Source organism: Bradyrhizobium australafricanum, assembly GCF_020329495.1.
GTDB lineage: Bacteria > Pseudomonadota > Alphaproteobacteria > Rhizobiales > Xanthobacteraceae > Bradyrhizobium > Bradyrhizobium australafricanum.
Window position 1 is genome coordinate 73,868 of the sequence record NZ_JAGKJL010000037.1, and the last position, 21,032, is coordinate 94,899.

Genomic DNA, 21,032 nt, shown 5'->3' on the forward strand with positions numbered 1-21,032 from the left:
GGCACGTATGCAGATAAACTGCGAAGATAATCTTTACAGTTTATCTTCATATATGCTATCCGAACCGGCATGAGCAATGTACCGGCCCGTCCCGGCTCGGCGCGCACATCCGCGCTGGCCGAAGATCTTCGCCTGTTGATTGGAACGCTGAAGCGGCGGCTTCGCGAGCAGGGTCAGCGCGAGGATCTCCCGCCTTCCCAGGTCGCGGTGCTGCTTCGCCTCGAAAAGGACGGCCCCGCGACCGTGTCCAGCCTGGCGCGATCGGAGGGCATGCGTCCGCAGTCGATGAGCTCGGCGATATCGGCGCTCGAGGCTGCGGGCCTGGTCCGCGGCGCGCCGGATCCGGACGACGGCCGGCAGACCATCATGTCGCTCACCGATAGCTGCCGCGAGCGGCTGCGCACCGGCCGCGCCGCGCGGCAGGACTGGCTGTCGCGCACCATCGCCGCGCGGCTGTCGGCGCGGGAGCAGGACGAACTCGCCGCCGCCGTCGGCTTGCTGAAGCGGCTGGTCGAGGATTGAGGCCGGCTGCGCCGCGACAGCTTGCGAGAAAGGTAACGACCATGGCCCTGACGACGCTCGATCCGATCACCGCATTGATCGTCATCGATCTACAAAGCGGCCTCATGGGCTGGCCCTTCGCCCATCCGATCGGCGACATCGTGGCTCGCGCGGCCGCGCTTGGCGCTGCGTTCCGACGGCACGGTCTGCCGGTCGCGCTGGTCAATGTCGACGGCAGCTCGCCGGGACGAACCGAGCAGGCGCCGCGCCATGGAAATCTAATTGGAAATCTAATTGGAAATCCAATTGGAAATCCATTTGGCGGCCCGCTTCCCGACGGATGGACCGATCTCATTCCGGAGCTCGACCGACAGCCCGGCGACATCGTCGTGACCAAGCGAACGCGAGGCGCATTTGCCAGCACCGACCTCGAAAGCCTGCTGAGAGCGCGTGGCGTCACGCAAGTCGTGATCGTCGGCGTCGCCACCGCGGGCGGCGTCGAATCGACGGCGAGACAGGCCTATGAAGCGGGCTTCAACGTCACGCTCGCGATCGACGCCATGACCGATGCGCGGCCGCACGCACATGCCTACAGCATCGAGCACGTGTTCCCGCGACTCGGCGAAACCGGCTCGACGCAGGCGATCATCGATCTCGTTGAAAGGATCAACGCGCATGAACTGGCTTGATCTTGTCGCCTATTTCTTCGGCGGCGCCTTCCTCACCAATGCGATCCCCCACGTCGTCGCCGGCATGATGGGCGAAGCGTTCCAGAGCCCGTTCGCCAAGCCGCCCGGCGAAGGCCTATCCTCGTCGACCGTCAACATCGTGTGGGGCTTCTTCAACCTCGCGGTCGGATATCTCCTGGTCTGCCGCGTCGGCGACTTCGGCTTGCGAACCACCAGCGACGTCGCAGCGCTCGGTCTCGGCGGTCTTCTGATCGGCCTGTTCCTGGCGCGGCGGTTCGGGCGATTTCACGGCGGGAATGAACCACAGAGAACATGAGACGCGTCTTTCGATCGCTTGCGAGCTTCAACTACCGGGTCTGGGCGGCCGGCGCGCTGGTATCCAACATCGGCACCTGGATGCAGCGCGCGGCGCAGGACTGGCTGGTTCTCACCCAGCTGACAAATCACAGCGCGTCCGCCGTCGGCATCGTGATGGCGCTGCAATTCGGGCCACAACTATTATTGATGCCGTGGACCGGCTTTGCCGCCGATCACTTCAACCAGCGCAAACTGCTGATGGCGACCCAGGCGACGATGGGCGCGCTCGCACTCATCCTCGGCATTCTCACCGTCACCGGGCTGGTGCAGCTCTGGCACGTCTACACCTTCGCGTTCCTGTTCGGCTGCGCGGCGGCGCTCGATGCCCCGGTGCGGCAGACCTTCGTCGCCGAGCTGGTCAGCGATACCAATCTGTCGAATGCGATCGCGCTGAACTCGACCTCGTTCAACGCGGCGCGCATGATCGGCCCGGCCGTCGCCGGCCTGATTATCGCCTCCGTCGGCACCGGCTGGGCATTCCTGTTCAACGGCGCATCGTTTCTGGCAGTGCTGACCTCGCTGACCCTGCTGCGCACTTCCGAGCTGCGCCCGAACGCGCGCGCCCATCGCACCAAGGGCAGCGTGATGCAGGGCTTCCACTATGTCTGGTCGCGGCCCGATCTCAGGGCGACGCTGATCATGCTGTTTCTGATCGGGACCTTCGGACTGAACTTTCCGATCTTCATTTCCACCATGGCGGTTGGCGTGTTCCACACCGATGCGCGCGGCTTCGGCCTGCTGTCGTCGATAATGGCGCTCGGAACGATGTCGGGCGCGCTGCTTGCAGCGAGCCGCGAGGAGCCCCGCTTCGGCTCGCTGATGCTGGGCGCCGCGATCTTCGGGCTGGGCTGCACGCTCGCCGCATTGGCGCCGAGCTATTGGCTGTTCGCCGCGGCGCTGGTCGTGATCGGCGTCGCCGCGCTGACCGTCACCAACACCTCGAACGCGCTGATGCAGCTCTCGACCGAGCCGGCGATGCGCGGACGGGTGATGGCGCTGCGGCTCGGCGTTGCGCTCGGCGGCACGCCGATCGGCGCACCGATCGTCGGCTGGGTCGCCGATCACCTCGGCCCGCGTTGGGCACTCGGCGTCGGCGCCGCCGCCGGCTTTGCCGCAGCGATCGTGGCGATCGGCATGCTGTCCCGATCGGGCGGCGAAGCCGAGCGCCGCAGCCAGGAGGCGCGAAGGAGCGAGGTCAACCTGCCGCAGCAGCGTTGATCATGGCGCCACCGACCGGCGCTGCTACCTTGTGTTCGGACGCGTGTCCTTCACGCGAACCGAAAGCTCTAGTAGGCGTAGGACGTCTTGCCCGGCTGCACGGTCAACCGAAAGGCGACATCGGTCGAACCATCCATCAGCTCGATGATGTGGTCGCACACCAGGCAGCGAAACTCACCCGCGACGCCGCCCTTCGACGTCAGTTCGATCCGGCGATAGCCGGCCTGGCAGTGGGGGCACGTCACGTCAGATTTTCGCATCGAATCAGCAAGCCGTTGCGCTCTCTAGTTTCCCACACGCCCATGACCGGAAATGTGACGGCCGTCTAACCGGCGTGCTGGTCGACCAGTGCATCGGGAATTTGTGCTGTGCTTTCAGCGCGAAAATTCCCGACGATGGCCGGAACGCCGCCGCTCCCAGGCTCGACAACACGGCCGCGGACCAAAAACGAGCGAGCGCTCTCTCAGAAAATTTCATCATCCCCCTTTTCTGGGCGCCGTTTCGTGGGCTAGGAATTACGCAAGGGCGTAAAGCCCGGCCCGGACCAGCAACAAAATGAAATGGTCCGGGAGCATAGCCAGGGAGGCAACGTGGGTCTCGCGCGTCAGCGACCGGGGACGGCGAATGCGTTCGCGATGGACGTGCTTTGCGCACGCATCCTCGAACGTCATCGGGATTCCATCCGGGTCCAGAAAACCCATCTCGCCGTTCCGAATCTCACGCGCATCATCGGCGCCACGCTCACGCTTTCCAACAAGCACGGCTTTCACGCCACCACGCTGCGCCAGCTCGCGGAGGCCTCCGGCCTCAGCATGGGCGGCCTCTACACCTACTTCGACAGCAAGCCGACGCTGCTGTCGATGATCCTCGGCGAGGTCGCCGAAACGGTGGCGGAGGTCCTCAACTCGCCGCCCGCCGATGTGAAGCAGGATGCGCGCAAGCATCTGCACTGGATTATCGCGACCCATGTCCGCATGAGCGAGGCGATGCAGCCCTGGTTCGTGTTCTGCTTCATGGAAGCGAAGTCGTTTCCGCCGGCGGAGCGCCAGCGCGCCATCGAGATGGAGGTGATGACCGAGAAGATCATCGCCGGCGTTCTCAAGCAGGGCGTCGCCAGCGGCGTCTTCGCGATCGACCAGGTCACGCTGACGGCCTCGCTGATCAAACCGCTGCTTCAGGACTGGTACGTCAAACGCGCCAAGTACCGCAGACGCGGCACCTCGATCGAGGCCTACATCAACACCGTCGGCGCATTCGTCGACGCTGCGGTCGCAGCCAGGACGCGGCCCGGCCGCGTCGCGACCGGCTCCCGCACGAGATCCAGGCAGACGGCGCACCTATAGACGCAAGGAAGGACGAGGCAATGAAGCGCTTGCGGTTCAATCAACAGGAGATCGTCTTCGCCGTCTTTGCCGTGCTGTTCCTGGCGTTCTCGATCTTCCTGCGCGGCTTCCTGACGCCGGAGAACATGCTGACGCTGCTGCAGAACGTCGCGGTGCTCGGCATCCTCGGGCTTGCGATGGCGATCGTCGTGATCGGGCGCGGCATCGACATCTCGCTGATCGCAGCGCTCGCGGTGCCGCCGGGGCTTGTGCTGCAGATGGTGCAAAACGGCCACTCGCTGCCGGCCGCGATGGTGACGGCCGTGCTGCTCACGATCGCGTTCGGCCTGGTCAATGGCTGGCTGATCGCCTACGCCGAGGTCCCTTCGCTGTTTGCGACGCTGGCGACCGGCCTGCTGCTCGCCGGCCTCGGGCAGGCCGCACTGTTTCAGCTCGACGTCGTGCAGTGGAGCGACGGCATGAAGGGCTTCGAGCGGCTCGGACAAGGCACCATCCTCGGCATTCCGACCTCGATCGTGATGTTCGCGATCGCCTGCGTCGTGGTCGCGTTCCTGCTGCGCCAGACGCGCTGGGGCGCCTATATCTACGCGATCGGCGATAATCCCTACGCCGCCCGCGTCACCGGCATCCCCTCGCGCCCGATCATCGTGCTGCAATACGTCGTCGCGGCGCTGATCGGCTGCTTCGCGGGCCTCGTGATGGCGGCATCGGTCAACTCGATGCCGACCCGCATCTTCAATTCGACCCTGATCTACGACGTCATTCTCGTCGTCGTGCTCGGCGGCATCGGCCTTTCGGGTGGCCGCGGCGGCGTCCTCAACGTCATCATCGGCACGCTGCTGATCGGCACCATGCTGAACGGCATGACCATCATGGACATTTCCTACGCCGGACAAAACCTCGTCAAGGGTGTCGTCCTGCTGCTCGCCGTCATCACGGATTCGTTCCTGAATCCGCGCAACGAAGAAACGGCACAGCAGGGCGACATCTGAACCAAGCCACAAGAACATTCAATCACGACCAAGGAGGAAGCAATGAAATACGCTGTCAGGACTGCAAAGGTGATCGCCGCGGCGCTCGGGCTTGCCGCCATCGCCGCTCCGGCTCTGGCCCAGCAGGGCCTGGACGAGCCGTTCCAGAAGCCGTTCAGGGAAGCCCTCGCCGGCAAGACGGTGGCCTACGTTCCGGTCGCCATGAACTTCGACCTCACCGAAGGCTGGTACGCCGGCATGAAGAAGGAGCTCGAGCCCTTCGGCGTGAAGTTCGAGATCCGCGATCCCAACTGGAACACCAATGCCGGCGCGCAGGCGGTGACCTCGCTGATCTCGGAGAAGCCGGCCGTGATGGTGATCCACAATCCGGACGTCCAGACCTACGCCAAGTTGCTGCAGCGCGCCGAGAACGAAGGCATTTACGTCATCCAGATCAACATGGGGTCGGCCTATCGCTCGTCGGCCTTTGTCGGCGCCAACTGGATCGAGATCGGCGAGCGCGACACCGAAGCCGTGGTGAAGGCTTGCCAGGGCAAGTCGAACAAGATCGCGATCGTGCAGGGCGCGCTCTCGGCGGCCGCCAGCGCCTACACGCTCAAGGGCGTCGAGAACGTGCTCGCCAAGCATCCGGAGATCAAGGTGGTCTCGAGCCAGGCGGCCGACTGGGATGCCGCGAAGGCCAAGGCGATCACCCAGACGGTGCTGAAGCAGAATCCTGATCTTTGCGGCATCGTTGGCTTCTGGGACGGCATGGACATCGGCACCGCCGCCGCGGTGAAGGAAGCCGGCCTGACCGGCAAGGTATTCGTCGCGACCTCCGGCGGCGGCGAGCGCAAGGGCGCTTGCGAACTGGTGAAGTCCGGCGCGTTCGATCTCAACATGAGCTACGACGTGCCGACCCAGGCCGCGCAGATGGCCGGCACGATCAAATGGCTGCTGTCGTCGGGCGCCAAGGCCGGCTCAATCAAGGGTTCGGAATACACGACGCTGATTCCGATCACCAAGGAGAACGCGGACAGCCAGACCGCGTGCTGGAATCTCAGTGACCTGAAAAAATAGTCGAACCATTCCCGCTCGACGTCCCGGGCGGCCCCGCCCGGGACGTCGATCTCCCCAGATCGAACGCCTTGCTGGAATGCCGATGCGCGACACCCTGACGAGCCTGCGTTACCGCTACTGGCCGGATCATCTCCTCGGCGAGATCCTGTCCAAGCGTTGGACCGAGACCGCAATACCGGTGATCCTGCTTTTGATCGTCGGCTTCGCGCTCAGCCGTTCCATCGATCACTTCCTGTCGCCGTCGAGCCTTGCCGACACCGCGCGGCAGGCCGGCGAGATCGGCTTCATCGGCCTCGGCATGGCGCTGGTCGTCATCGTCGGCGGCATCGATCTGTCGGTCGGCTCGATCTTCGCGCTGACGGATTTCTGCGCGCTCTATCTGCTCGACGTGCTGAACTGGCCGGTTCCCGCGGTGGTCGTCGCCACCCTCGTCTGCGGCGCACTGCTCGGCGCCGTCAACGGCGTGCTGATCGGCTACTTGCGGCTGCGCGCCTTCATCACCACGCTGATCACCTTGATCATCTACCGCTCGGCGTTCGATCTGTTGATCCAACGCTACTCCAATTCGATCGCTGCGGCCTTCCCCGACATCCCGTCCTGGAATTTCATCGGCGGCGGCGACGTGTTCGGCATTCCGAGCGTCGCAATCGTCTACGTCGCGATCGCCATCTTCGGCCATATCTTCATGACGCGGCTGCGCCCGGGCTGGCACATCACCGCGATCGGCGGCTCGCGCCGTTCCGCCTATAATTCCGGCATTCCGGTCCGTCGTACCATCGCGCTGTGCTATGTCGCAAGCGGCGTGCTGACCAGCATCGCCGCGCTGTTCTTCGCGGCCCGGCTCGGCACCGTCGGCGGCGACATCGGCGTCGGCCTCGAGGTGATCGTGCTGACCGCGACCGTGCTGGGCGGCATCACGCTCGGCGGCGGCAAGGGCTCGGTCGCCAAATCGCTGGTCGGCGTGCTGATCGTGCTCTTGATCACCAACGGCCTGACCACGCTCAATGCACGGGGCGGCATCAACCGCATGGCGCTGGCGGGCATCCTGCTTGTTGCGGCGATGGTCGACATCCGCTGGCAGAAGAACCGCACCCGCATCATCAGCAAGGTCTATGTCGCGCCGACCTATCATGCGCTGCCGCCGCCTCCGGCCACCGAGATCGGCCAGGGCGGCCCGTTCGAGCAGAACGACAAGCTGCGCAACGTCGAATTGATCGGGCTCGGCCGCATCGAGGCGCCGGAGGACGTGATCCTCGATCGCAACAACAATCTCTACGCCGGCTCGCGCCATGGCGACATCATCCGCTTCCATGCGCCCGATTATCATCGGATGGAGGTGTTCGCCCATATCGGCGGTCAGCCGCTCGGCATGGCGTTCGACCGGCAGGACAACCTCTATGTCTGCATCGGCGGCATGGGCCTTTACCGCATCACGCCCGACGGCACCGTGGAGAAGGCGACCGACGAGACCAACCGCAGCATGCATTCGGTGAACGACGACAGCCGCCTGCGGCTGGCCGACGACCTCGACATCACCGACGACGGCCTGATCTTCTTCTCGGAAGCCACCGTGCGCTACGAGATGGACGAATGGCCGATCGACGGCCTCGAGGCGCGCGGCAACGGCCGCATCATCTGCTACGACACCAAGACCGGCGCGACGCACACGGCGCTGCGCGGCCTCAAATTCCCCAACGGCATCTGCGTCGCCAGCGACGGACAGTCGATCCTGTTCGCCGAAACCTTCGGCTGCTCGATCAAGCGGCTGTGGTTCGCGGGGCCGAAGAAGGGCCAGGTCGAGGTCGTAATGGACAATCTGCCGGGCTATCCCGACAACATCAATCTCGCCTCCGACGGCAATTACTGGCTGGCGCTGGTCGGCATGCGCAGCCCCTCGCTCGACCTTGCCTGGAAGATGCCGGGCTTCCGCCGCCGCATGGCCAAGCGCGTCCCGGTCGACGAATGGCTGTTCCCGAACATCAACACCGGTTGCGTCGTCAAGTTCAACGAGCAGGGCAAGATCCTCGAATCGTTCTGGGACCTGCGCGGCGAGAACCATCCGATGATCACCTCGATGCGTGAGCATCGCGGTTATCTCTATCTCGGCGGCATCATGAACAACCGGATCGGCCGCTACAAGCTGGAGAACGCCGACCCGAACTTCGTGCAGTATGACAAGCGCTGGGGGAAGCCGTCGTGATCGCGGCCGTCAGGGAATTCGCCAACCGCTTTCTCGGCCGTGGCGAGGCCACCATCACCGTGCCGTCGTTCGACGGCGCACTCAAGCCGAACCAGAAACTGGAATCTGCGACCACCCTGCTGGAATGCGAGGCGCCCGAGGATCTCGCAACCGATGGCCGCAACCTCTATGTCGCCGACGGCCGGCGTCTGCTGCGCCTCGACGGCGGCGGAGCGGCCGAGTTGCGCAACTTCGAGCAGCCGATTTCGGCGCTCTGCGCGCTCACCGGCGGCGGCATCGCGGTCGCGCTCGGCGGCCGCGAGGTGCGACTCTACGCCGATCCCTCGTCGGGCGAGCCGAGCGTGACGTTCAACGACGCCGTCTTCAACGCGATCAACGCGCTGACGCAGGCCGGCGACGGCACCCTGATCGCAACCGACGGCTCGGCGAGCTGCGGCATCGATGATTGGGCGCGCGACTTGATGGAGCTCAACCGGAGCGGCCGCGTGTTCCGGCTCGACCCCAAGACCAAATCGGCGCAGCCGCTGGCCTCGAAGCTCGGCTACGCCTTCGGCGCCTGCGCACGCGGCGACGGCGTGCTGGTCAGCGAGAGCTGGCGGCATCGCCTCGTCCTCGTCTCGAACGGACGGTCGCCGCAGGTCGTGCTCGGTCATTTGCCCGTCTATCCGTCGCGGCTGTCGAAGGCCGCGGGTGGCGGCTATTGGCTCACCGCATTCACCGCGCGCACCCAGCTGATCGAGTTCGTGCTGCGCGAGCCGGCCTACCGGCGCCGCATGATGGCCGAGATCGACCCGGCCTATTGGGTGGCACCGCGGCTGCGCTCGGGGTTCTCGTTCAAGGAGCCGATGCAGGGCGCCCACATCAAGACGATGGGCGTCATCAAGCCGTGGGCGCCGCCGCGCTCCTATGGCCTCGTCATCCGGCTGAGCGAGGACGGCAAGCCAAAGTATTCGCTGCACAGCCGGGTCGACGGCGTCAATCACGGCATCGTCGCCGCGCTCGAGCTGGGCGGCGACCTTGTGCTGATCGCCAAGGGACCGGGCCGCGTGCTGAAACTGCCCCTCGCCGGGCTCGCCGAGGAGACAGGCTCATGAGCGACACCGTGTTGTCCCTGCGCAAGGCCACCAAGCTTTACGCCGGCGTGCCCGCCATCGAGGGCGTCGACTTCGATCTGCGCCGCGGCGAGATCCACGCGCTGGTCGGCGAGAACGGCGCCGGCAAATCGACGCTGACCAAGGTGATGGCCGGCGTCGTGACCTTGACCTCGGGCGGCATGAGTGTCGATGGCTCGGAGGTCGCGCCGCGGACGCCGCTCGAGGCGCGCAATCTCGGCATCGCCATGGTGTTCCAGGAGAACAGCCTGGTGCCGACCATGACGGTCGCGCAAAACCTGTTTCTCGGGCAGGAGAAATTCTACAACCGGCTGCGCGGCATCTACATCGCCGCCCAGCAATTCCTGCAATCGCTGAATTTCGACGTAACGCCGACCGCCACCGTGAGCGGGCTCGGCGCCGCCAAGAAGCAGATGGTGGAGATCGCGCGTGCGGTTCTGCACAAGGCCAAGGTCATCATCTTCGACGAACCGACCGCGTCCCTGACGCCGGAAGAGAAGAAGTATTTCTTCGACCTGGTCCGTGACCTCAAGAAGCGCGGCGTCTCGATCATCTTCATCTCGCACGCGCTGGAAGAGGCGCTGTTGCTCGCCGACCGCATCACCGTGCTGCGCGACGGCAAGCATGTGATCACCGACGACGCGGCGAAATTCGACCGGGCGGCGATCGTGCAGGCGATGGTCGGGCGCGACCTCTCCAACACGCTGTATGGCGCGCGGAAGACCAGCGTCCGGCCGGCCGGCGCGCGCGTGCTCACGGTGCAGAACCTCAAGATGGCGCCGATGGTGAAGAACAATTCGCTGTCGGTGTTCGCCGGGCAGATCACCGGCGTGTTCGGCTTGGTCGGCGCGGGCCGCACCGAGACCTTCAAGATTGTCTCCGGCGTGTTGAAGCGCGACTTCTTCCACGGCGGCGAAATCATGCTGCACGACAAGCCGGTGCGCTACCGGGTTCCGGCGCCGGCGGTCAAGGCCGGCATCGCCTATGTGACCGAGGATCGCAAGGTCGAGGGCTTCTTCGAAACCGCCTCGATCGCCCGCAACATCTATCTCGGCCTGCTTTCGAAGTTTCCCGGGGGCCGCATGATGTTGTCGCGGCGCGAGACCAATTCGGTCGGCAAGACCTGGACCCAGCGCCTCAAGGTTCGCGCCATCGGCGACGAGGCCAAGGTGGTCGAGCTGTCAGGCGGCAACCAGCAGAAGGTGGTGATCGCCAAATCGCTGGTGCAGGAGCCCGAGCTGATCATCTTCGACGAACCGACCCGCGGCGTCGACGTCGGCGCCATTGTCGAGATCCACGAGCTGATCAACCAGCTCGCCGACGAGGGCAAGGCGGTGGTGGTGATCTCGTCCTATCTGCCCGAGATCATGGCGCTGTCCGACCGCATCCTGGTCTCGCGCCAGGGCAAGGTGGTGGAGGAATTCTCCGCGCTCGAAGCCACCGAGGAGAAGATCATGTACGCGGCGATTCATTGATGTCCTGAAACGCGACGCGATTTCGGTTGAAGCGTCAGGTGCGGCGCGGGAAGCCGCCTGCCGCGATCATGGTCGCACGCTACTTCGGTCCGACGGTTCCGGTCACCTTCAGCCTCGCCGACCTCACCCAACCCGAGACGTCGTTGCCCGTCCCCGGATTGAGGTACATCACCGACGACCAGCCATCCCTGGTTTGCGCATACGCGATCAGTGCGTCATTTGGAATGACGAACACGCCGCGGATCGGACAGTGCAGATTCGGCGCCGAGTAGAATTGCAGCCGACCCGTGCCCGTCACCACATTGGCCAGCGGCGGCGACAGCATCGGGACGCGGCTGGTGCCGGTCTGCGGCTCCTTGCAGTTCGACGGCGTCTGCGCGTGCACGGTCGCCCCCGGAGCCCCCAGGATCAGCGCACACCAGACCATGCAGGCGACGACGAACCTGTCCGACATCACTGATCCTCCTGACGTCGCTGGTTGCGGCAACCGGCGAAGGGATTGATTCAGTTCGTGCCCGCGATGATGACGAGATTGTTCAGGACAGGCGTGGAGCAGAACGCGACGACGAGAGCGATGTTGTAAACGTTGTTGCTCCGCCAAAGCAGCCACGTGACCACGAACGTCAAGCCAAGCTTGGGCACCAGCCACCAGACGCCGAACCACGTCTGCGCCAGATGCATGAACGGGTTCAACTCACCCAATCCGAGACTCAGGATCACATTCGTCGACTCAAGGTCGGCGTAACCCAGCAGCAGGGCGAGGAGCACCAAAAGACCCTTAACCCAATTCATTCCGAGACTCCCGATGCCAGTAATGCCGAAGATGCCGGATTGGCCAGATCACACTGTTGATGATGTCCACGCGCTCAGCCGGCACGAGGCCCGTTGCAGGATATTCGCCCGGCTCCGGTATCCAGGCCGTGCCGAACAGAATGTCGAGAAACGGAAAGCAGGCAGCGAAGTTTTTGTCCCTGTGCTCGGGAAGGACCGAATGATGGATCCGGTGCCATTGCGGATTGTTGATCCATGTCACATACCGACCGAGCGGAATGCGGACGTTGAGATGGGCACACGCATCGGGCATGAAGAAGATAAATCCCACCGCTATCACCATGTCCGGCGGGATGCGGAACAGGATCGCCATGATCGGAAGAAAGGCGTCGGACAACACCCTCTCCAGCCAGAAATGCCGGCCGCCGGTAATGAACGTGACGCCGTTCGCGCTGTGATGGAAGGAATGCATCGCCCATAGAAAGGGGATCGCATGTTGAAGGCGATGGTATGTGTACTTGTAGAGATCGAATGCAACCACGATGATTGCGAGTGAGACGTACCACCAGTAACCGTCGGTCGGCAGCTTGATCCAACCGAGACCGGTATAGCTCGCAATTTTGCCCGCGGTGATCGCCGCGATCGGAGCGAGCATGGACGACAACCCGAGGCTCACGATCACCGCGAGCCAATCATCACGAAACTCGGCGTAGGGAACGTCCGCAATCGGCCATCTTTTTTCCAGGATGCGACTGGTGTAGACGATGCCCAGAAACACGGCCGCATAAAATACGGCGTTTGCGATGTCACTCTGCATGAGGGATGACTCGCCGGCTCAAAAGGACAGACAATAAGAATAAAAACATTTCTGTGCCTATAAGCTAAAAAAGCTTATTTTTTCTCAACGCCCCGGCGAGGGCAAGCAGGGTTTTTACGGGGCGGCCCTCGCCTTCGGCCCGATTTTGACCCGCGCGGGCGCATTTTTCCGGCGAGTCCCCGATCCGGTGCGGCGACAGCCGGCTGAAGTGAGCTCAGCGCGCGCCTGCAGGACATTGTGCGCACCGTGAAGGCGCGTCGTGCATCCCTGAGGGGGGCTATGCAGAGCACCCCATCGATACCAGCACGGCAGCGGGCAAGTGCTTCCTGGACATGCTCGGTGTGTTCACCGAGTTCGAGACCAACCTCCGCAAAGAGCGGCAGCTTGAGAGTATTGCGGAGGCCAAGGCACGCGGGGTCTACCAAGGCCACAAAGCGTCCATCGACACCGCCAAAGTGAAGGCGCTCAAAGCTGAAGGCATGGGAGCGTCCGCTATCGCGAAGGCGCTCAAGATTGGCCGCGCGTCGCTTTACCGGGCTCTTGAGGATTGAGGAGGGAAGCCAATGACACCCACAGCGCCCTCCAACTGCGACCACGGGCTATGTGAGTGCAGTGGAACGCAATCGATCCAGAAGTGTCTGGGGATGTTCTACTGAAGACGAGCACGCATCAGCTGCCCGAACCAATGGGAGCTTGCGTGAATGGCGCGCCGTCGCCGATGAAGATGGGCACTACGTGTTTCGCCGTGGCGCTATGATGCAACGGTTCAATTTTGCCGACCGCCTTGCGACAGGACGGGAAGGAGGTGCCATGCCGAAAACGATCGCGGTATTGGGCTCTGCCCTCTTCTTTGCGGTTGCGCCCAGCTCGGTGGCGGGGCTCGTTCCCTGGTGGATTACGCGTTGGGAGTTTCGGCCGCCCTTCTTCGATCTCGACGCGACGCGCGCCGTCGGGATCCTGTTGATCGTCGCCGGTCTACCCGGGCTTGTCGACTCGTTTGCACGCTTTGCGCTGCAAGGATTGGGCACGCCGGCGCCGATCGCACCGACGCAGAACCTCGTGGTGACGGGTCTCTATCGCTATGTGCGCAATCCTATTTACGTTGCCCTTGTCGCCGTCATTCTGGGCCAAGCGGTCTTGTTCGGCGACCAGCGCCTTCTTGGGTACGGTGTGTTGGTGTGGCTCGCCTTCCACGCGTTTGTCGTGGGGTACGAGGAGCCGGCGCTCGTTCGTATGTTCGGAACGGAGTACGAGGATTTCCGGGCCAATGTCCCGCGCTGGATTCCGCGGCTCACGCCCCGGCGAGCCGCACCACGCCGGAATCATTCGTGACGCGGGCGCCGCCGGGGGAGGGGCGTGGTACCGTGCCCTGTCGTAAAATGGCGCGCCCGGAACGATTCGAACGTCCGACCCTCAGATTCGTAGTCTAATCCAGTTCGTTGAAAAGACGCTGAGATCTTGCAAACCGAGCCGTTACGGCCCCCCTCGGTATCAAAGGCTTACACCGTCTTTTGCAAACCATTTTCTGGTCATTGAACGCGACGACGGGCGCTATCAGCTCGGCGTCGGCGACGATGCGCCGGGCCCCTTCCCTACCCGCCAAGCCGCGGCAGCGGTGGCCTTCCTGGAAACGGGGGTCGCCGCATAAATGGAGCTCTATAAGGAAAACCCCGCGACGCTGGCGGCGTGCGGGGCTCCGAAAATTCATCTGGCTGGCGCTTCGATGATTTCGGACTCTACGCCCTCGCTCTACGACCTGCAAGCCCGACGATTAACTCGCCGTCATGCTGTCAGCTTCGAAATGGCTTCGACCATCGCCCCCCTCGTTTTTGGCGAGGTGCAGCGATGAGCGGCGACTTCGATTGGAATGGGCCCGATGTGGTGCTCGAGCATCAGCCCCGGACCGCGGTGTTCACGAACGATCGCGGCCAGGTCGTTATTCGGCAGGAGGGGTCCCTAGATCCGGACGAAGATGTCTGGGTTTTCTTCGACCCCAGCAACGCGCTTAGCCTCTGCAAGGCGGTTCTGGAGGCTGCAGGCCTCGACAATATCGAGTTCGTCAGAAACTGCGGCGGCTTGTCTTACGAGGACGTCGAGTTGCCGGCCCGTCCCTCACGGGCTGAGCAAATGAAGGCGTCTCGCCCGGATATCAATTGGGCAAGCGCCGAGGCGGAGTTCGCCAGGTTCGAGGCCCGACAGAAGGATGATGAGTCCAACTCAGATTGTCGGATCGATCCGAAAATTCGTAAGGACCGGACAGCTGCGGAGCGGCAACGGCGTAGGCGCGAAAAGCTCCGTCACGGCAAGAGCGTGACAGCTGAGCGTGACACCGTGACATCGCCCCCGCTGTTTCAGGAGGACACGCAGGAATTGGCGCTCGCGCGCTGATCGAACCACCGCGTTCGGTTGGCCGTGGCGCCTGCGATGGCAGGTCTGCTCGGATGCTCCCGCTGCCGTCAATGAACCACGACTGACCGTCGCGAGAATAGCGACGAGTCGAGATCGGCCATGATCTCGTTGCCGGCGATTAAGATGCAAATTTGCATCTTTGTGCCGCGATGAATGACCGCAGAGCGCCGCAGCTCTCAAACCCGCGGCAGCGAGCCGGACGCTACACGCCCACCAGGGGCGATCGGAATTAGTGCGGGCAAGTGTGACCCATAACACCCGCGACCACTGAGATCGGGCAAACCCCGAAGGGCGAATGGCGCTGATGCCGTCGAGCGGATGACCACCGCGACCGACATCAGAGTGGCGAAGCCTCGAAAAATCGCCGGAGACGTCACGGGGACAACGTGACGGGCCAACCATCAGGGCGGCCAAGGACAGCCAAGTACTCGGCCCCCAGGGGCTTCCCATCGTCAGGGACCATGTAGCAGGCCAGCCAGCCTATCTCATGGGAGGAAAGGGTCGGAGGCATGCCTGAAGCAGAGCGGGACAGATGAGCGAAACTAGACTTCCGGATCCAGACTGCCCGGTGCTGATCGGTTGGGATCAGATCGGCGGCTACTTGGGCGTCACGGCCGAGACGGCAAGAGCCAGGTGCAATCGCGGCGACTTCGAAGTGGGAAAGCCAGTGCGGTGGAATATGCCGATCGTCACCAAGGCGGCTTTGAATGAAGCATTGCTCGATATAGCCAGCCGTGCGCGAACACGGACGCGTGAATAAAAACATGCAATTGCATCTACTTTGGACAGCAGTAGATCGAGGGCTCACCGGCCATACGGAAATCCCGGCTGAAATCGACGCTAGCGGAAGGCCCATTTTGCTAGGGTTTTTCGATCGTCATCACATATACGTTAGACAGTTGATTTCCGTATAGGTTGGCGTATGATTCCTGTCATTGAGGCAGGGGAAATCAACATGAAGCGCGTCGGCATCTATCTTCGTGTTTCGACTGACAGCCAGACCACCGAGAACCAGCGCCGCGAGCTCGAGGCCGTGGCCGCTCGATCAGGCTGGGAGCTCGTGGGTGTCTATGAGGACGCCGGCATCAGCGGCGCCAAGGGCAGGGACAAGCGTCCTGGCTTCGATCGGCTGCTGAAGGACGCCACCGCGCGCAAGGTGGACATGATCGCGGCCTGGTCGGTGGACCGTCTCGGCCGCAGCCTGCAGGATCTGGTTGGCTTCCTGAGCGAGCTGCAGGCGCTTCACTGTGACCTGTATCTGCACCAGCAAGCCCTGGACACCAGCACGCCTTCCGGCCGTGCCATGTTTCAGATGCTGGGCGTGTTCGCCGAGTTCGAGCGCGGCATGATCCGGGAGCGCGTCAACGCAGGCCTGGCGAGGGCGCGGGCGCGGGGTGTGAAGCTGGGCCGCCGTCCGGTCAAGCCTGCCGTAGAGGCCCGCATTCGGGCTCTAAAGGCCGAGGGAATGGGTATCCTGAAGATCGGTCGGACGCTCGAGGTTGGGACCAGCGTTGTCCAGCGTGTGCTGGCGAGCCCGGCCTAAATCATAGGTAGTGTAGTGCGTTTACTTTCGTGTGTTACGATCGGCAGACAATGAGCGAGATAACGAACGTCGTCAGTGCCTTCAGTGCCGATCAGGTCGTGAAACTCACGGGCCTGACGATGCGGCAGCTCGCCTATTGGGACAAGCTCGGCTTCTTCGAGCCCCAGTACGCCGCGGACGACCGGCGCTCTCCGTATTCGCGGATCTATTCGTTCAAGGACGTCGTCGGCCTGCGGACTCTCAGCGTGCTCAAGAGCCAGTACAAATGCTCGCTGCCCCATCTGCAGACGGTCGCACGGGAGCTTTCGGCCCACAGTACGGCACCTTGGGCCGAGCTGACGCTGTACGTCTGGAACAAGCAAGTCCAATTCAGGGAGCCGGACACCGGCAAGATCAGGGGCGTGGTCGATCGTCAGTACGCCATGCTCCCGATAAAGAGCGTCATGGAAGACGTTCGACGCGAGGCGGAGCTGTTACGCGAGCGACAGCCGGCGCAGATCGGACAAGTGGAAAAGCACCGCTACGTGTCCCATCAAGCGCCCGTGATTTCAGGAACGCGCATCCGGGTCGCGACCATTCTGCATTTCGTCGAGGCCGGATACTCCACCGCCGATATTTTGAAAGAATACCCGAGCCTGACCGAAGCGGACATTGAGGCCGCTAAACGGCACGGCAAAAACGGCTTGGCGGCCTGATGACGGCTCGGCCGTCATTGAGGCTGTTTCTCGATGAAGGCGTACCGGATTCAGTTGGCCGTGCATTCATGGAAGCCGGTCACCACGTTGCCTTTTTGAACAAAATGCTATCCCGCGGATCTTCTGATCACTTGGTCTGCACAATCGCGGATATCAACGATGCTATCCTGGTAGCGCTTGATGGCGATATGAAGCGCATCGCGCAGGGGCACGGCATCGGGACGTCAAAGTATCTCCGGGTTGGTCTTATTAAGCTTTCCTGCTCCGAACCTGACGCCGCCAGGCGCGTCCGCGAGGCGATGTCACTCATTGAGCATGAGTGGAACATCTCCCAAGGCAAGGAAGGTCGACGAATCTTCGTCGAGATAAGCAACCAGGTCATCCGTTCGTTCAGGTGAACGAAAATATTCTTGAACGTCACTCCCCAGTCGCTGCACGCCAGTAACCGCCAAACACGATTTCGCGCCACTCTCTGACGACGTCGCGACATTGCGTGCGCGCGGATACGTGTCATTTCTAGCGGATGCACGATGTTCGCAATGCCATTGCTACCCGCTGCCCTACATCTCGTTCGAAGATTTCGAACGGGACGCGGCTACTTGAAAACGTTGATGGACGATCGCGTGACGCCCGGCGTTTCCGCGACTTGTGCGACGCCTTCGCCTCCGAACTTGGCGGCGAACTGACCGAGATAGAGACGGGCATGATCCGGCAGGCTGCCGGTCTCACGCTCCGTGGTGAGCAATTGCAGGCCGCCATCGTTCGGGGCGAGGCGGTCGCCAACGATGAGGTAATCAGGATCGCGGGCGCCTCTCGCCGGATCCTGGCCGACATTGCCGAGAGCGCTTCTAAGCGCAAGCGACCTCCGCCGACGCTGCAGGACCGGCTCCGCCAGCGCGCGGCCGAACGTGCGGGGGCCTAAGACGCCTTGAGCGCTCCGCCCAATATTGTCGAAGCAATGACAGACCCGGAATGGTTCGGGCCCTGGTTTCAGGGCGAGAGCTGGGACGGATGGCGCACGGTCCTAAAAGGCATGTTCGCCGTGCCGATGACGGACGATGAGCGCGCATTCTTCAGAACGGTCAGCGAACGTGATCCGCCCGCCGAGCCGAGCCGCGAGATGTGGGCAATCGTCGGACGTCGAGGGGGCAAGGACTCGATCGCGAGCTTTATCGCGGCTTACATCGCAGCGACCTTTTCTGGCCAGGACAAGCTCCGGCCGGGCGAGAGACCGCTGGTGATGTCGCTCGCCTGTGATCGCGATCAGGCCAGGATCTGCTTGAACTATATCAAGGGCTACTTCGAGCAGATCGACCTGTTCGCTGGGATGATCGAACGGGAGACACAGACCGGTTTCGAGCTTAGCAACGGCGTTGATATTGCGGTGGCGACGAACAGCTTCCGGAGCGTTCGCGGCCGGCCGATCCTCGCGGCGATCCTCGACGAAACCGCCTTCTGGCGTGACGAGAGCTCGGCAAATCCCGACGTCGAGACTTTCAACGCCATCAAGCCTGGCCTTGCGAGCATTCCCAACTCTCTGGTTATCGGCATCTCTTCGCCTTATCGGCGATCGGGGCTTCTGTTCAGCAAATTCCGGGATCACTTCGGTAAGGCGAGCAAGACCCTTGTCGTCAAAGCACCAACGCGCGTGCTCAATCCGACCATCCCTCAGACGATTATCGACGAGGCAATGGCGGAAGATCCAGCTGCGGCTTCTGCAGAGTGGATGGCTGAGTTTAGAAACGACGTCAGCGCCTTTGTCAGCCAGGAGGCGGTGGATGCTTGCACATCGCCCGATGTGCTGGAGCGTCCGCGCGTCGACGGCGTGAAGTACTCTGCTTTTGTCGATCCGTCCGGCGGCTCGTCTGACTCGATGACTTTGGCAATCGGGCATAGCCAACTTTCAGAAGATAAGAAGCGCTCAATTGCGGTGCTCGACGCGGTACGCGAAATCCGCGCGCCGTTTAGCCCGGATGACGCCGTTGCCGAGTTTGCCACTCTGCTGAAGAGCTACGCAATTCGCAGTGTTCGTGGCGATAGATATGGAGCCGAGTGGGTTTCCCAGAGCTTCAAAAAGGCCGGCATCGAGTACAAAGCGGCCGATCTCTCGAAGTCGGAGATCTACCGCGACCTTCTGCCACGGCTCAACAGCGGCGAGGTGGACTTGCTCGACAATCGCCGACTGACGACGCAATTGCTTAGCCTCGAGCGGCGCACAGCACGCGGAGGCCGTGACAGCATCGACCATCCGCCGGGCGGCAAGGACGACGTCGTAAACAGTGTCGCCGGCTGCGTGGTCTATTTGACGAGTGCGCGGCATCAGCCGGTCTACCCCGCCATGTACAGCTGGAGCGGTCAGCCGATCAACCGCAAGAATCCAAGTCGGTTTGATGGACCAATCACCGAAGGCGAACTCGCCGGCGGTTATGCAACAGCAATGAGGTAACGAGATGGGATTGCGGATTGAGAATTCCAGTGCTTGGCGCGGCCGGGCACAGCTTTACGGAACGAAGCGTGGCGACAAAATAGAGTACGTCAACGGCCCGCGCGTCGGCATGTGGGCTTGGGACAGCTCGCAGAATGCCGTCCTCCAAAACCTGGAGGCAAATGTTTACGACGCAAGTGTGAAAGCGGCTGATCGTCTCCGGGCGAAAAAGGATGAGCTTGTCGCCTCCGGCCGTTTCACGCCAGCTGGTATCCGGGATGAGTTGCGGCAGTTCGCAGAGACTTCCGTCAAGCCCGCGCTCGATCGCGCTCGGGCCGAACTGGACAGTGCGCAGCAGCATGTCCGGGAGCGCCGCGCCGGCATCAAGCCGATTGCGGCCACGTCCGACGACGCAGTGACAACCCTGAAGAAGATGGAGGCCAGGACCATCCTGCGAGGCATGTCGCGCCGCGATCTGGTCAACGTCCTCGCCGGACCAAATCCCGATCCAGTGTTCGTGCAGGCCGCGCTCGAGAGTCCGCCGTACATGGTTTCCAACATAGACTCGCTGCTTCGAAAGCATCTTGAGCAGCTGGCGACGCAATCGCAGTTTGGCCCCCAGATTGAAGAACTGGACGATATCGAGGGAGCAATCAACGACGCCCGCAAGGCCGCCTCCGTCGTCGCCGCGGAAGTGACGAAGGAGCTGCAACCTGCGCCGCAACTCGTCTCATCTGCTGGCGACAAGAAGATCGCATAGAGCGCGAAACACTTTCGCTGACCGCGGATGTACCGGCGGCGAAGCAAACACAACAAAGGACAACAAATGACAATCCCGAAAGCACTTCCTCCCGGAGTAGACCAGCGAGCCGCCGCCGAAGCCCTCGCTAGCGCCACAGAGGCTAGCGTCAAGGCCGGCATCGCGCAGCAAGCTGCACCGCGCCCTGCTGGGCCGAGGCCCACTATCACCGCCGAACTTCCGGCGAAAACCTTGCGAACTGGCGGGGCATAATCCCACCCCGTCATCGAGCGCGAAACCGGACCCCGGCGGGATGCTGGGGTCCGGTGCCCGTATCAGGAGAGAATTAGCAAATGCCGACACTCGACAATTGCATCAACTCGATTTTCGAGCCGGGCAACATCGGCTCGAGCAGTGGTCAGCCGCCGACAACTATTCGGGTCGGAACGATCTACACGCCCGGTAACTATGATCCGGATGCGGTCACGTACTCCCACGACTTCGCAAAATTCTACAATAGCTTTGTTCATCACCACAGGGTTCGATAATGAGCGGCGCAGCAACCACGAAGCCATATAAAGACGGAAGCGCTGGCTCCTTCAGCGGCCGAGAATGGGACGAGAGCGGGACTGGGACCGGGCCGTTCTCTGCAATGCCGGTGCTGAGCGACGGAGCTGGTGGGACACT

At 62.8% G+C, this 21,032-nt stretch carries 24 protein-coding genes, 1 tRNA gene and 1 pseudogene; 21 read left to right on the forward strand and 5 right to left on the reverse strand.

Annotated features, from left to right (window positions below; translation table 11 throughout):
* The first annotated feature begins 69 nt into the window (after positions 1-69).
* From J6525_RS28645 to J6525_RS28660, 4 genes are read left to right on the forward strand one after another with little or no spacing between them, the layout of a single operon-like run.
* The gene (locus J6525_RS28645) at positions 70-522 is read left to right on the forward strand and encodes a MarR family winged helix-turn-helix transcriptional regulator (RefSeq protein WP_028340417.1); all 453 of its coding nucleotides are present in this window, start codon (positions 70-72) and stop codon (positions 520-522) included.
* A 41-nt stretch (positions 523-563) separates the two neighbouring features.
* Entirely contained in the window at positions 564-1,190 is a 627-nt protein-coding gene (locus J6525_RS28650; RefSeq protein ID WP_225647155.1) for an isochorismatase family protein, read from the forward strand.
* The gene (locus J6525_RS28655; protein ID WP_016848133.1) at positions 1,177-1,506 is read left to right on the forward strand and encodes a hypothetical protein; all 330 of its coding nucleotides are present in this window, start codon (positions 1,177-1,179) and stop codon (positions 1,504-1,506) included. Before J6525_RS28650 ends, J6525_RS28655 begins: the two co-directional genes overlap by 14 nt.
* Positions 1,503-2,765 (forward strand): MFS transporter, encoded by a 1,263-nt coding sequence (locus tag J6525_RS28660; protein ID WP_225647156.1) that lies wholly within the window; start codon positions 1,503-1,505, stop codon positions 2,763-2,765. The genes J6525_RS28655 and J6525_RS28660 overlap by 4 nt, the downstream gene beginning before the upstream one ends.
* A gap of 68 nt (positions 2,766-2,833) precedes the next feature.
* Here J6525_RS28660 and J6525_RS28665 read toward each other — a convergent pair whose 3' ends face one another.
* Positions 2,834-3,010: an MJ0042-type zinc finger domain-containing protein gene (locus J6525_RS28665; protein WP_310881097.1), complete on the reverse strand. Its 177-nt coding sequence runs from the start codon at positions 3,008-3,010 to the stop codon at positions 2,834-2,836.
* A gap of 390 nt (positions 3,011-3,400) precedes the next feature.
* Between J6525_RS28665 and J6525_RS28670 the strand changes: the two genes are divergently transcribed.
* The 6 genes from J6525_RS28670 to J6525_RS28695 all read left to right on the forward strand — a co-directional run bounded on the left by J6525_RS28670 (position 3,401) and on the right by J6525_RS28695 (position 10,946).
* The gene (locus tag J6525_RS28670) at positions 3,401-4,108 is read left to right on the forward strand and encodes a TetR/AcrR family transcriptional regulator (RefSeq protein ID WP_176936742.1); all 708 of its coding nucleotides are present in this window, start codon (positions 3,401-3,403) and stop codon (positions 4,106-4,108) included.
* Positions 4,109-4,128: 20 nt separating this feature from the next.
* Positions 4,129-5,100: an ABC transporter permease gene (locus tag J6525_RS28675; protein WP_092078759.1), complete on the forward strand. Its 972-nt coding sequence runs from the start codon at positions 4,129-4,131 to the stop codon at positions 5,098-5,100.
* Positions 5,101-5,142: 42 nt separating this feature from the next.
* Complete coding sequence (locus J6525_RS28680) at positions 5,143-6,159, forward strand: sugar ABC transporter substrate-binding protein (protein ID WP_028340412.1); 1,017 nt, start codon at positions 5,143-5,145, stop codon at positions 6,157-6,159.
* A gap of 76 nt (positions 6,160-6,235) precedes the next feature.
* Entirely contained in the window at positions 6,236-8,359 is a 2,124-nt protein-coding gene (locus J6525_RS28685) for an ABC transporter permease (protein ID WP_225647157.1), read from the forward strand.
* Positions 8,356-9,453, forward strand: a complete 1,098-nt coding sequence (locus J6525_RS28690) for an SMP-30/gluconolactonase/LRE family protein (RefSeq protein ID WP_225647158.1) — start codon at positions 8,356-8,358, stop codon at positions 9,451-9,453. Before J6525_RS28685 ends, J6525_RS28690 begins: the two co-directional genes overlap by 4 nt.
* On the forward strand, positions 9,450-10,946 hold the full coding sequence (locus tag J6525_RS28695; protein WP_225647159.1) for a sugar ABC transporter ATP-binding protein: 1,497 nt from the start codon (positions 9,450-9,452) through the stop codon (positions 10,944-10,946). Before J6525_RS28690 ends, J6525_RS28695 begins: the two co-directional genes overlap by 4 nt.
* A gap of 79 nt (positions 10,947-11,025) precedes the next feature.
* On the opposite strand, the gene J6525_RS28700 is transcribed toward J6525_RS28695, so the two are convergent.
* Genes J6525_RS28700 through J6525_RS28710 form a run of 3 tightly spaced genes read right to left on the reverse strand, consistent with a single transcriptional unit; the run spans position 11,026 to position 12,534 of the window.
* The gene (locus tag J6525_RS28700) at positions 11,026-11,400 is read right to left on the reverse strand and encodes a hypothetical protein (RefSeq protein ID WP_016848121.1); all 375 of its coding nucleotides are present in this window, start codon (positions 11,398-11,400) and stop codon (positions 11,026-11,028) included.
* A 50-nt stretch (positions 11,401-11,450) separates the two neighbouring features.
* A complete protein-coding gene (locus J6525_RS28705) occupies positions 11,451-11,738 on the reverse strand; it encodes a DUF5658 family protein (protein ID WP_225161514.1) in 288 nt (95 codons plus the stop codon).
* Positions 11,725-12,534, reverse strand: coding sequence for a sterol desaturase family protein (locus tag J6525_RS28710; RefSeq protein WP_225647160.1), 810 nt, complete (start codon positions 12,532-12,534; stop codon positions 11,725-11,727). Before J6525_RS28710 ends, J6525_RS28705 begins: the two co-directional genes overlap by 14 nt.
* A 225-nt stretch (positions 12,535-12,759) precedes the next feature.
* Here J6525_RS28710 and J6525_RS28715 point away from each other — a divergent pair.
* Positions 12,760-13,085 (forward strand): annotated as a pseudogene (locus J6525_RS28715) (recombinase family protein); the annotation flags it as partial.
* A 259-nt stretch (positions 13,086-13,344) separates the two neighbouring features.
* Positions 13,345-13,866, forward strand: a complete 522-nt coding sequence (locus J6525_RS28720) for a methyltransferase family protein (RefSeq protein ID WP_092079309.1) — start codon at positions 13,345-13,347, stop codon at positions 13,864-13,866.
* A 48-nt stretch (positions 13,867-13,914) separates the two neighbouring features.
* Here the strand turns inward: J6525_RS28720 and J6525_RS28725 are convergent.
* A tRNA-Arg gene (locus J6525_RS28725) sits at positions 13,915-13,985 on the reverse strand.
* 197 nt (positions 13,986-14,182) lie between these two features.
* Between J6525_RS28725 and J6525_RS28730 the strand changes: the two genes are divergently transcribed.
* The 9 genes from J6525_RS28730 to J6525_RS28770 all read left to right on the forward strand — a co-directional run bounded on the left by J6525_RS28730 (position 14,183) and on the right by J6525_RS28770 (position 20,893).
* Positions 14,183-14,383 carry a hypothetical protein gene (locus J6525_RS28730; RefSeq protein WP_225647161.1) on the forward strand — a complete coding sequence of 67 codons (201 nt, stop codon included), beginning with the start codon at positions 14,183-14,185 and terminating at the stop codon, positions 14,381-14,383.
* On the forward strand, positions 14,380-14,922 hold the full coding sequence (locus J6525_RS28735; protein WP_225647162.1) for a hypothetical protein: 543 nt from the start codon (positions 14,380-14,382) through the stop codon (positions 14,920-14,922). Before J6525_RS28730 ends, J6525_RS28735 begins: the two co-directional genes overlap by 4 nt.
* Positions 14,923-15,898: 976 nt before the next feature.
* Entirely contained in the window at positions 15,899-16,486 is a 588-nt protein-coding gene (locus J6525_RS28740) for a recombinase family protein (RefSeq protein WP_225647163.1), read from the forward strand.
* Positions 16,487-16,536: 50 nt separating this feature from the next.
* Positions 16,537-17,181, forward strand: a complete 645-nt coding sequence (locus J6525_RS28745) for a DUF433 domain-containing protein (protein WP_225647164.1) — start codon at positions 16,537-16,539, stop codon at positions 17,179-17,181.
* Positions 17,181-17,579 carry a DUF5615 family PIN-like protein gene (locus J6525_RS28750; RefSeq protein ID WP_225647165.1) on the forward strand — a complete coding sequence of 133 codons (399 nt, stop codon included), beginning with the start codon at positions 17,181-17,183 and terminating at the stop codon, positions 17,577-17,579. Before J6525_RS28745 ends, J6525_RS28750 begins: the two co-directional genes overlap by 1 nt.
* A 248-nt stretch (positions 17,580-17,827) precedes the next feature.
* Positions 17,828-18,103: a hypothetical protein gene (locus J6525_RS28755; RefSeq protein WP_225647166.1), complete on the forward strand. Its 276-nt coding sequence runs from the start codon at positions 17,828-17,830 to the stop codon at positions 18,101-18,103.
* A 6-nt stretch (positions 18,104-18,109) separates the two neighbouring features.
* The gene (locus J6525_RS28760; RefSeq protein ID WP_225647167.1) at positions 18,110-19,627 is read left to right on the forward strand and encodes a terminase large subunit domain-containing protein; all 1,518 of its coding nucleotides are present in this window, start codon (positions 18,110-18,112) and stop codon (positions 19,625-19,627) included.
* A 4-nt stretch (positions 19,628-19,631) separates the two neighbouring features.
* Positions 19,632-20,366, forward strand: coding sequence for a hypothetical protein (locus tag J6525_RS28765; protein WP_225647168.1), 735 nt, complete (start codon positions 19,632-19,634; stop codon positions 20,364-20,366).
* 332 nt (positions 20,367-20,698) lie between these two features.
* Positions 20,699-20,893: a hypothetical protein gene (locus J6525_RS28770; protein ID WP_225647169.1), complete on the forward strand. Its 195-nt coding sequence runs from the start codon at positions 20,699-20,701 to the stop codon at positions 20,891-20,893.
* Positions 20,894-21,032: the final 139 nt, after the last annotated feature.

Bases quoted from the DNA above. Each gene is read 5' to 3' on its own strand.
- J6525_RS28675 (WP_092078759.1), top strand. From the start codon at position 4,129: ATGAAGCGCTTGCGGTTCAATCAACAGGAGATCGTCTTCGCCGTCTTT.
- J6525_RS28650 (WP_225647155.1), top strand. From the start codon at position 564: ATGGCCCTGACGACGCTCGATCCGATCACCGCATTGATCGTCATCGAT.
- J6525_RS28745 (WP_225647164.1), top strand. From the start codon at position 16,537: ATGAGCGAGATAACGAACGTCGTCAGTGCCTTCAGTGCCGATCAGGTC.
- J6525_RS28770 (WP_225647169.1), top strand. From the start codon at position 20,699: ATGCCGACACTCGACAATTGCATCAACTCGATTTTCGAGCCGGGCAAC.
- J6525_RS28750 (WP_225647165.1), top strand. From the start codon at position 17,181: ATGACGGCTCGGCCGTCATTGAGGCTGTTTCTCGATGAAGGCGTACCG.
- J6525_RS28740 (WP_225647163.1), top strand. From the start codon at position 15,899: ATGAAGCGCGTCGGCATCTATCTTCGTGTTTCGACTGACAGCCAGACC.
- J6525_RS28730 (WP_225647161.1), top strand. From the start codon at position 14,183: ATGGAGCTCTATAAGGAAAACCCCGCGACGCTGGCGGCGTGCGGGGCT.
- J6525_RS28695 (WP_225647159.1), top strand. From the start codon at position 9,450: ATGAGCGACACCGTGTTGTCCCTGCGCAAGGCCACCAAGCTTTACGCC.
- J6525_RS28720 (WP_092079309.1), top strand. From the start codon at position 13,345: ATGCCGAAAACGATCGCGGTATTGGGCTCTGCCCTCTTCTTTGCGGTT.
- J6525_RS28660 (WP_225647156.1), top strand. From the start codon at position 1,503: ATGAGACGCGTCTTTCGATCGCTTGCGAGCTTCAACTACCGGGTCTGG.
- J6525_RS28670 (WP_176936742.1), top strand. From the start codon at position 3,401: ATGGACGTGCTTTGCGCACGCATCCTCGAACGTCATCGGGATTCCATC.
- J6525_RS28705 (WP_225161514.1), bottom strand. From the start codon at position 11,738: ATGAATTGGGTTAAGGGTCTTTTGGTGCTCCTCGCCCTGCTGCTGGGT.
- J6525_RS28710 (WP_225647160.1), bottom strand. From the start codon at position 12,534: ATGCAGAGTGACATCGCAAACGCCGTATTTTATGCGGCCGTGTTTCTG.
- J6525_RS28645 (WP_028340417.1), top strand. From the start codon at position 70: ATGAGCAATGTACCGGCCCGTCCCGGCTCGGCGCGCACATCCGCGCTG.
- J6525_RS28700 (WP_016848121.1), bottom strand. From the start codon at position 11,400: ATGTCGGACAGGTTCGTCGTCGCCTGCATGGTCTGGTGTGCGCTGATC.
- J6525_RS28655 (WP_016848133.1), top strand. From the start codon at position 1,177: ATGAACTGGCTTGATCTTGTCGCCTATTTCTTCGGCGGCGCCTTCCTC.
- J6525_RS28680 (WP_028340412.1), top strand. From the start codon at position 5,143: ATGAAATACGCTGTCAGGACTGCAAAGGTGATCGCCGCGGCGCTCGGG.
- J6525_RS28765 (WP_225647168.1), top strand. From the start codon at position 19,632: ATGGGATTGCGGATTGAGAATTCCAGTGCTTGGCGCGGCCGGGCACAG.
- J6525_RS28735 (WP_225647162.1), top strand. From the start codon at position 14,380: ATGAGCGGCGACTTCGATTGGAATGGGCCCGATGTGGTGCTCGAGCAT.
- J6525_RS28685 (WP_225647157.1), top strand. From the start codon at position 6,236: ATGCCGATGCGCGACACCCTGACGAGCCTGCGTTACCGCTACTGGCCG.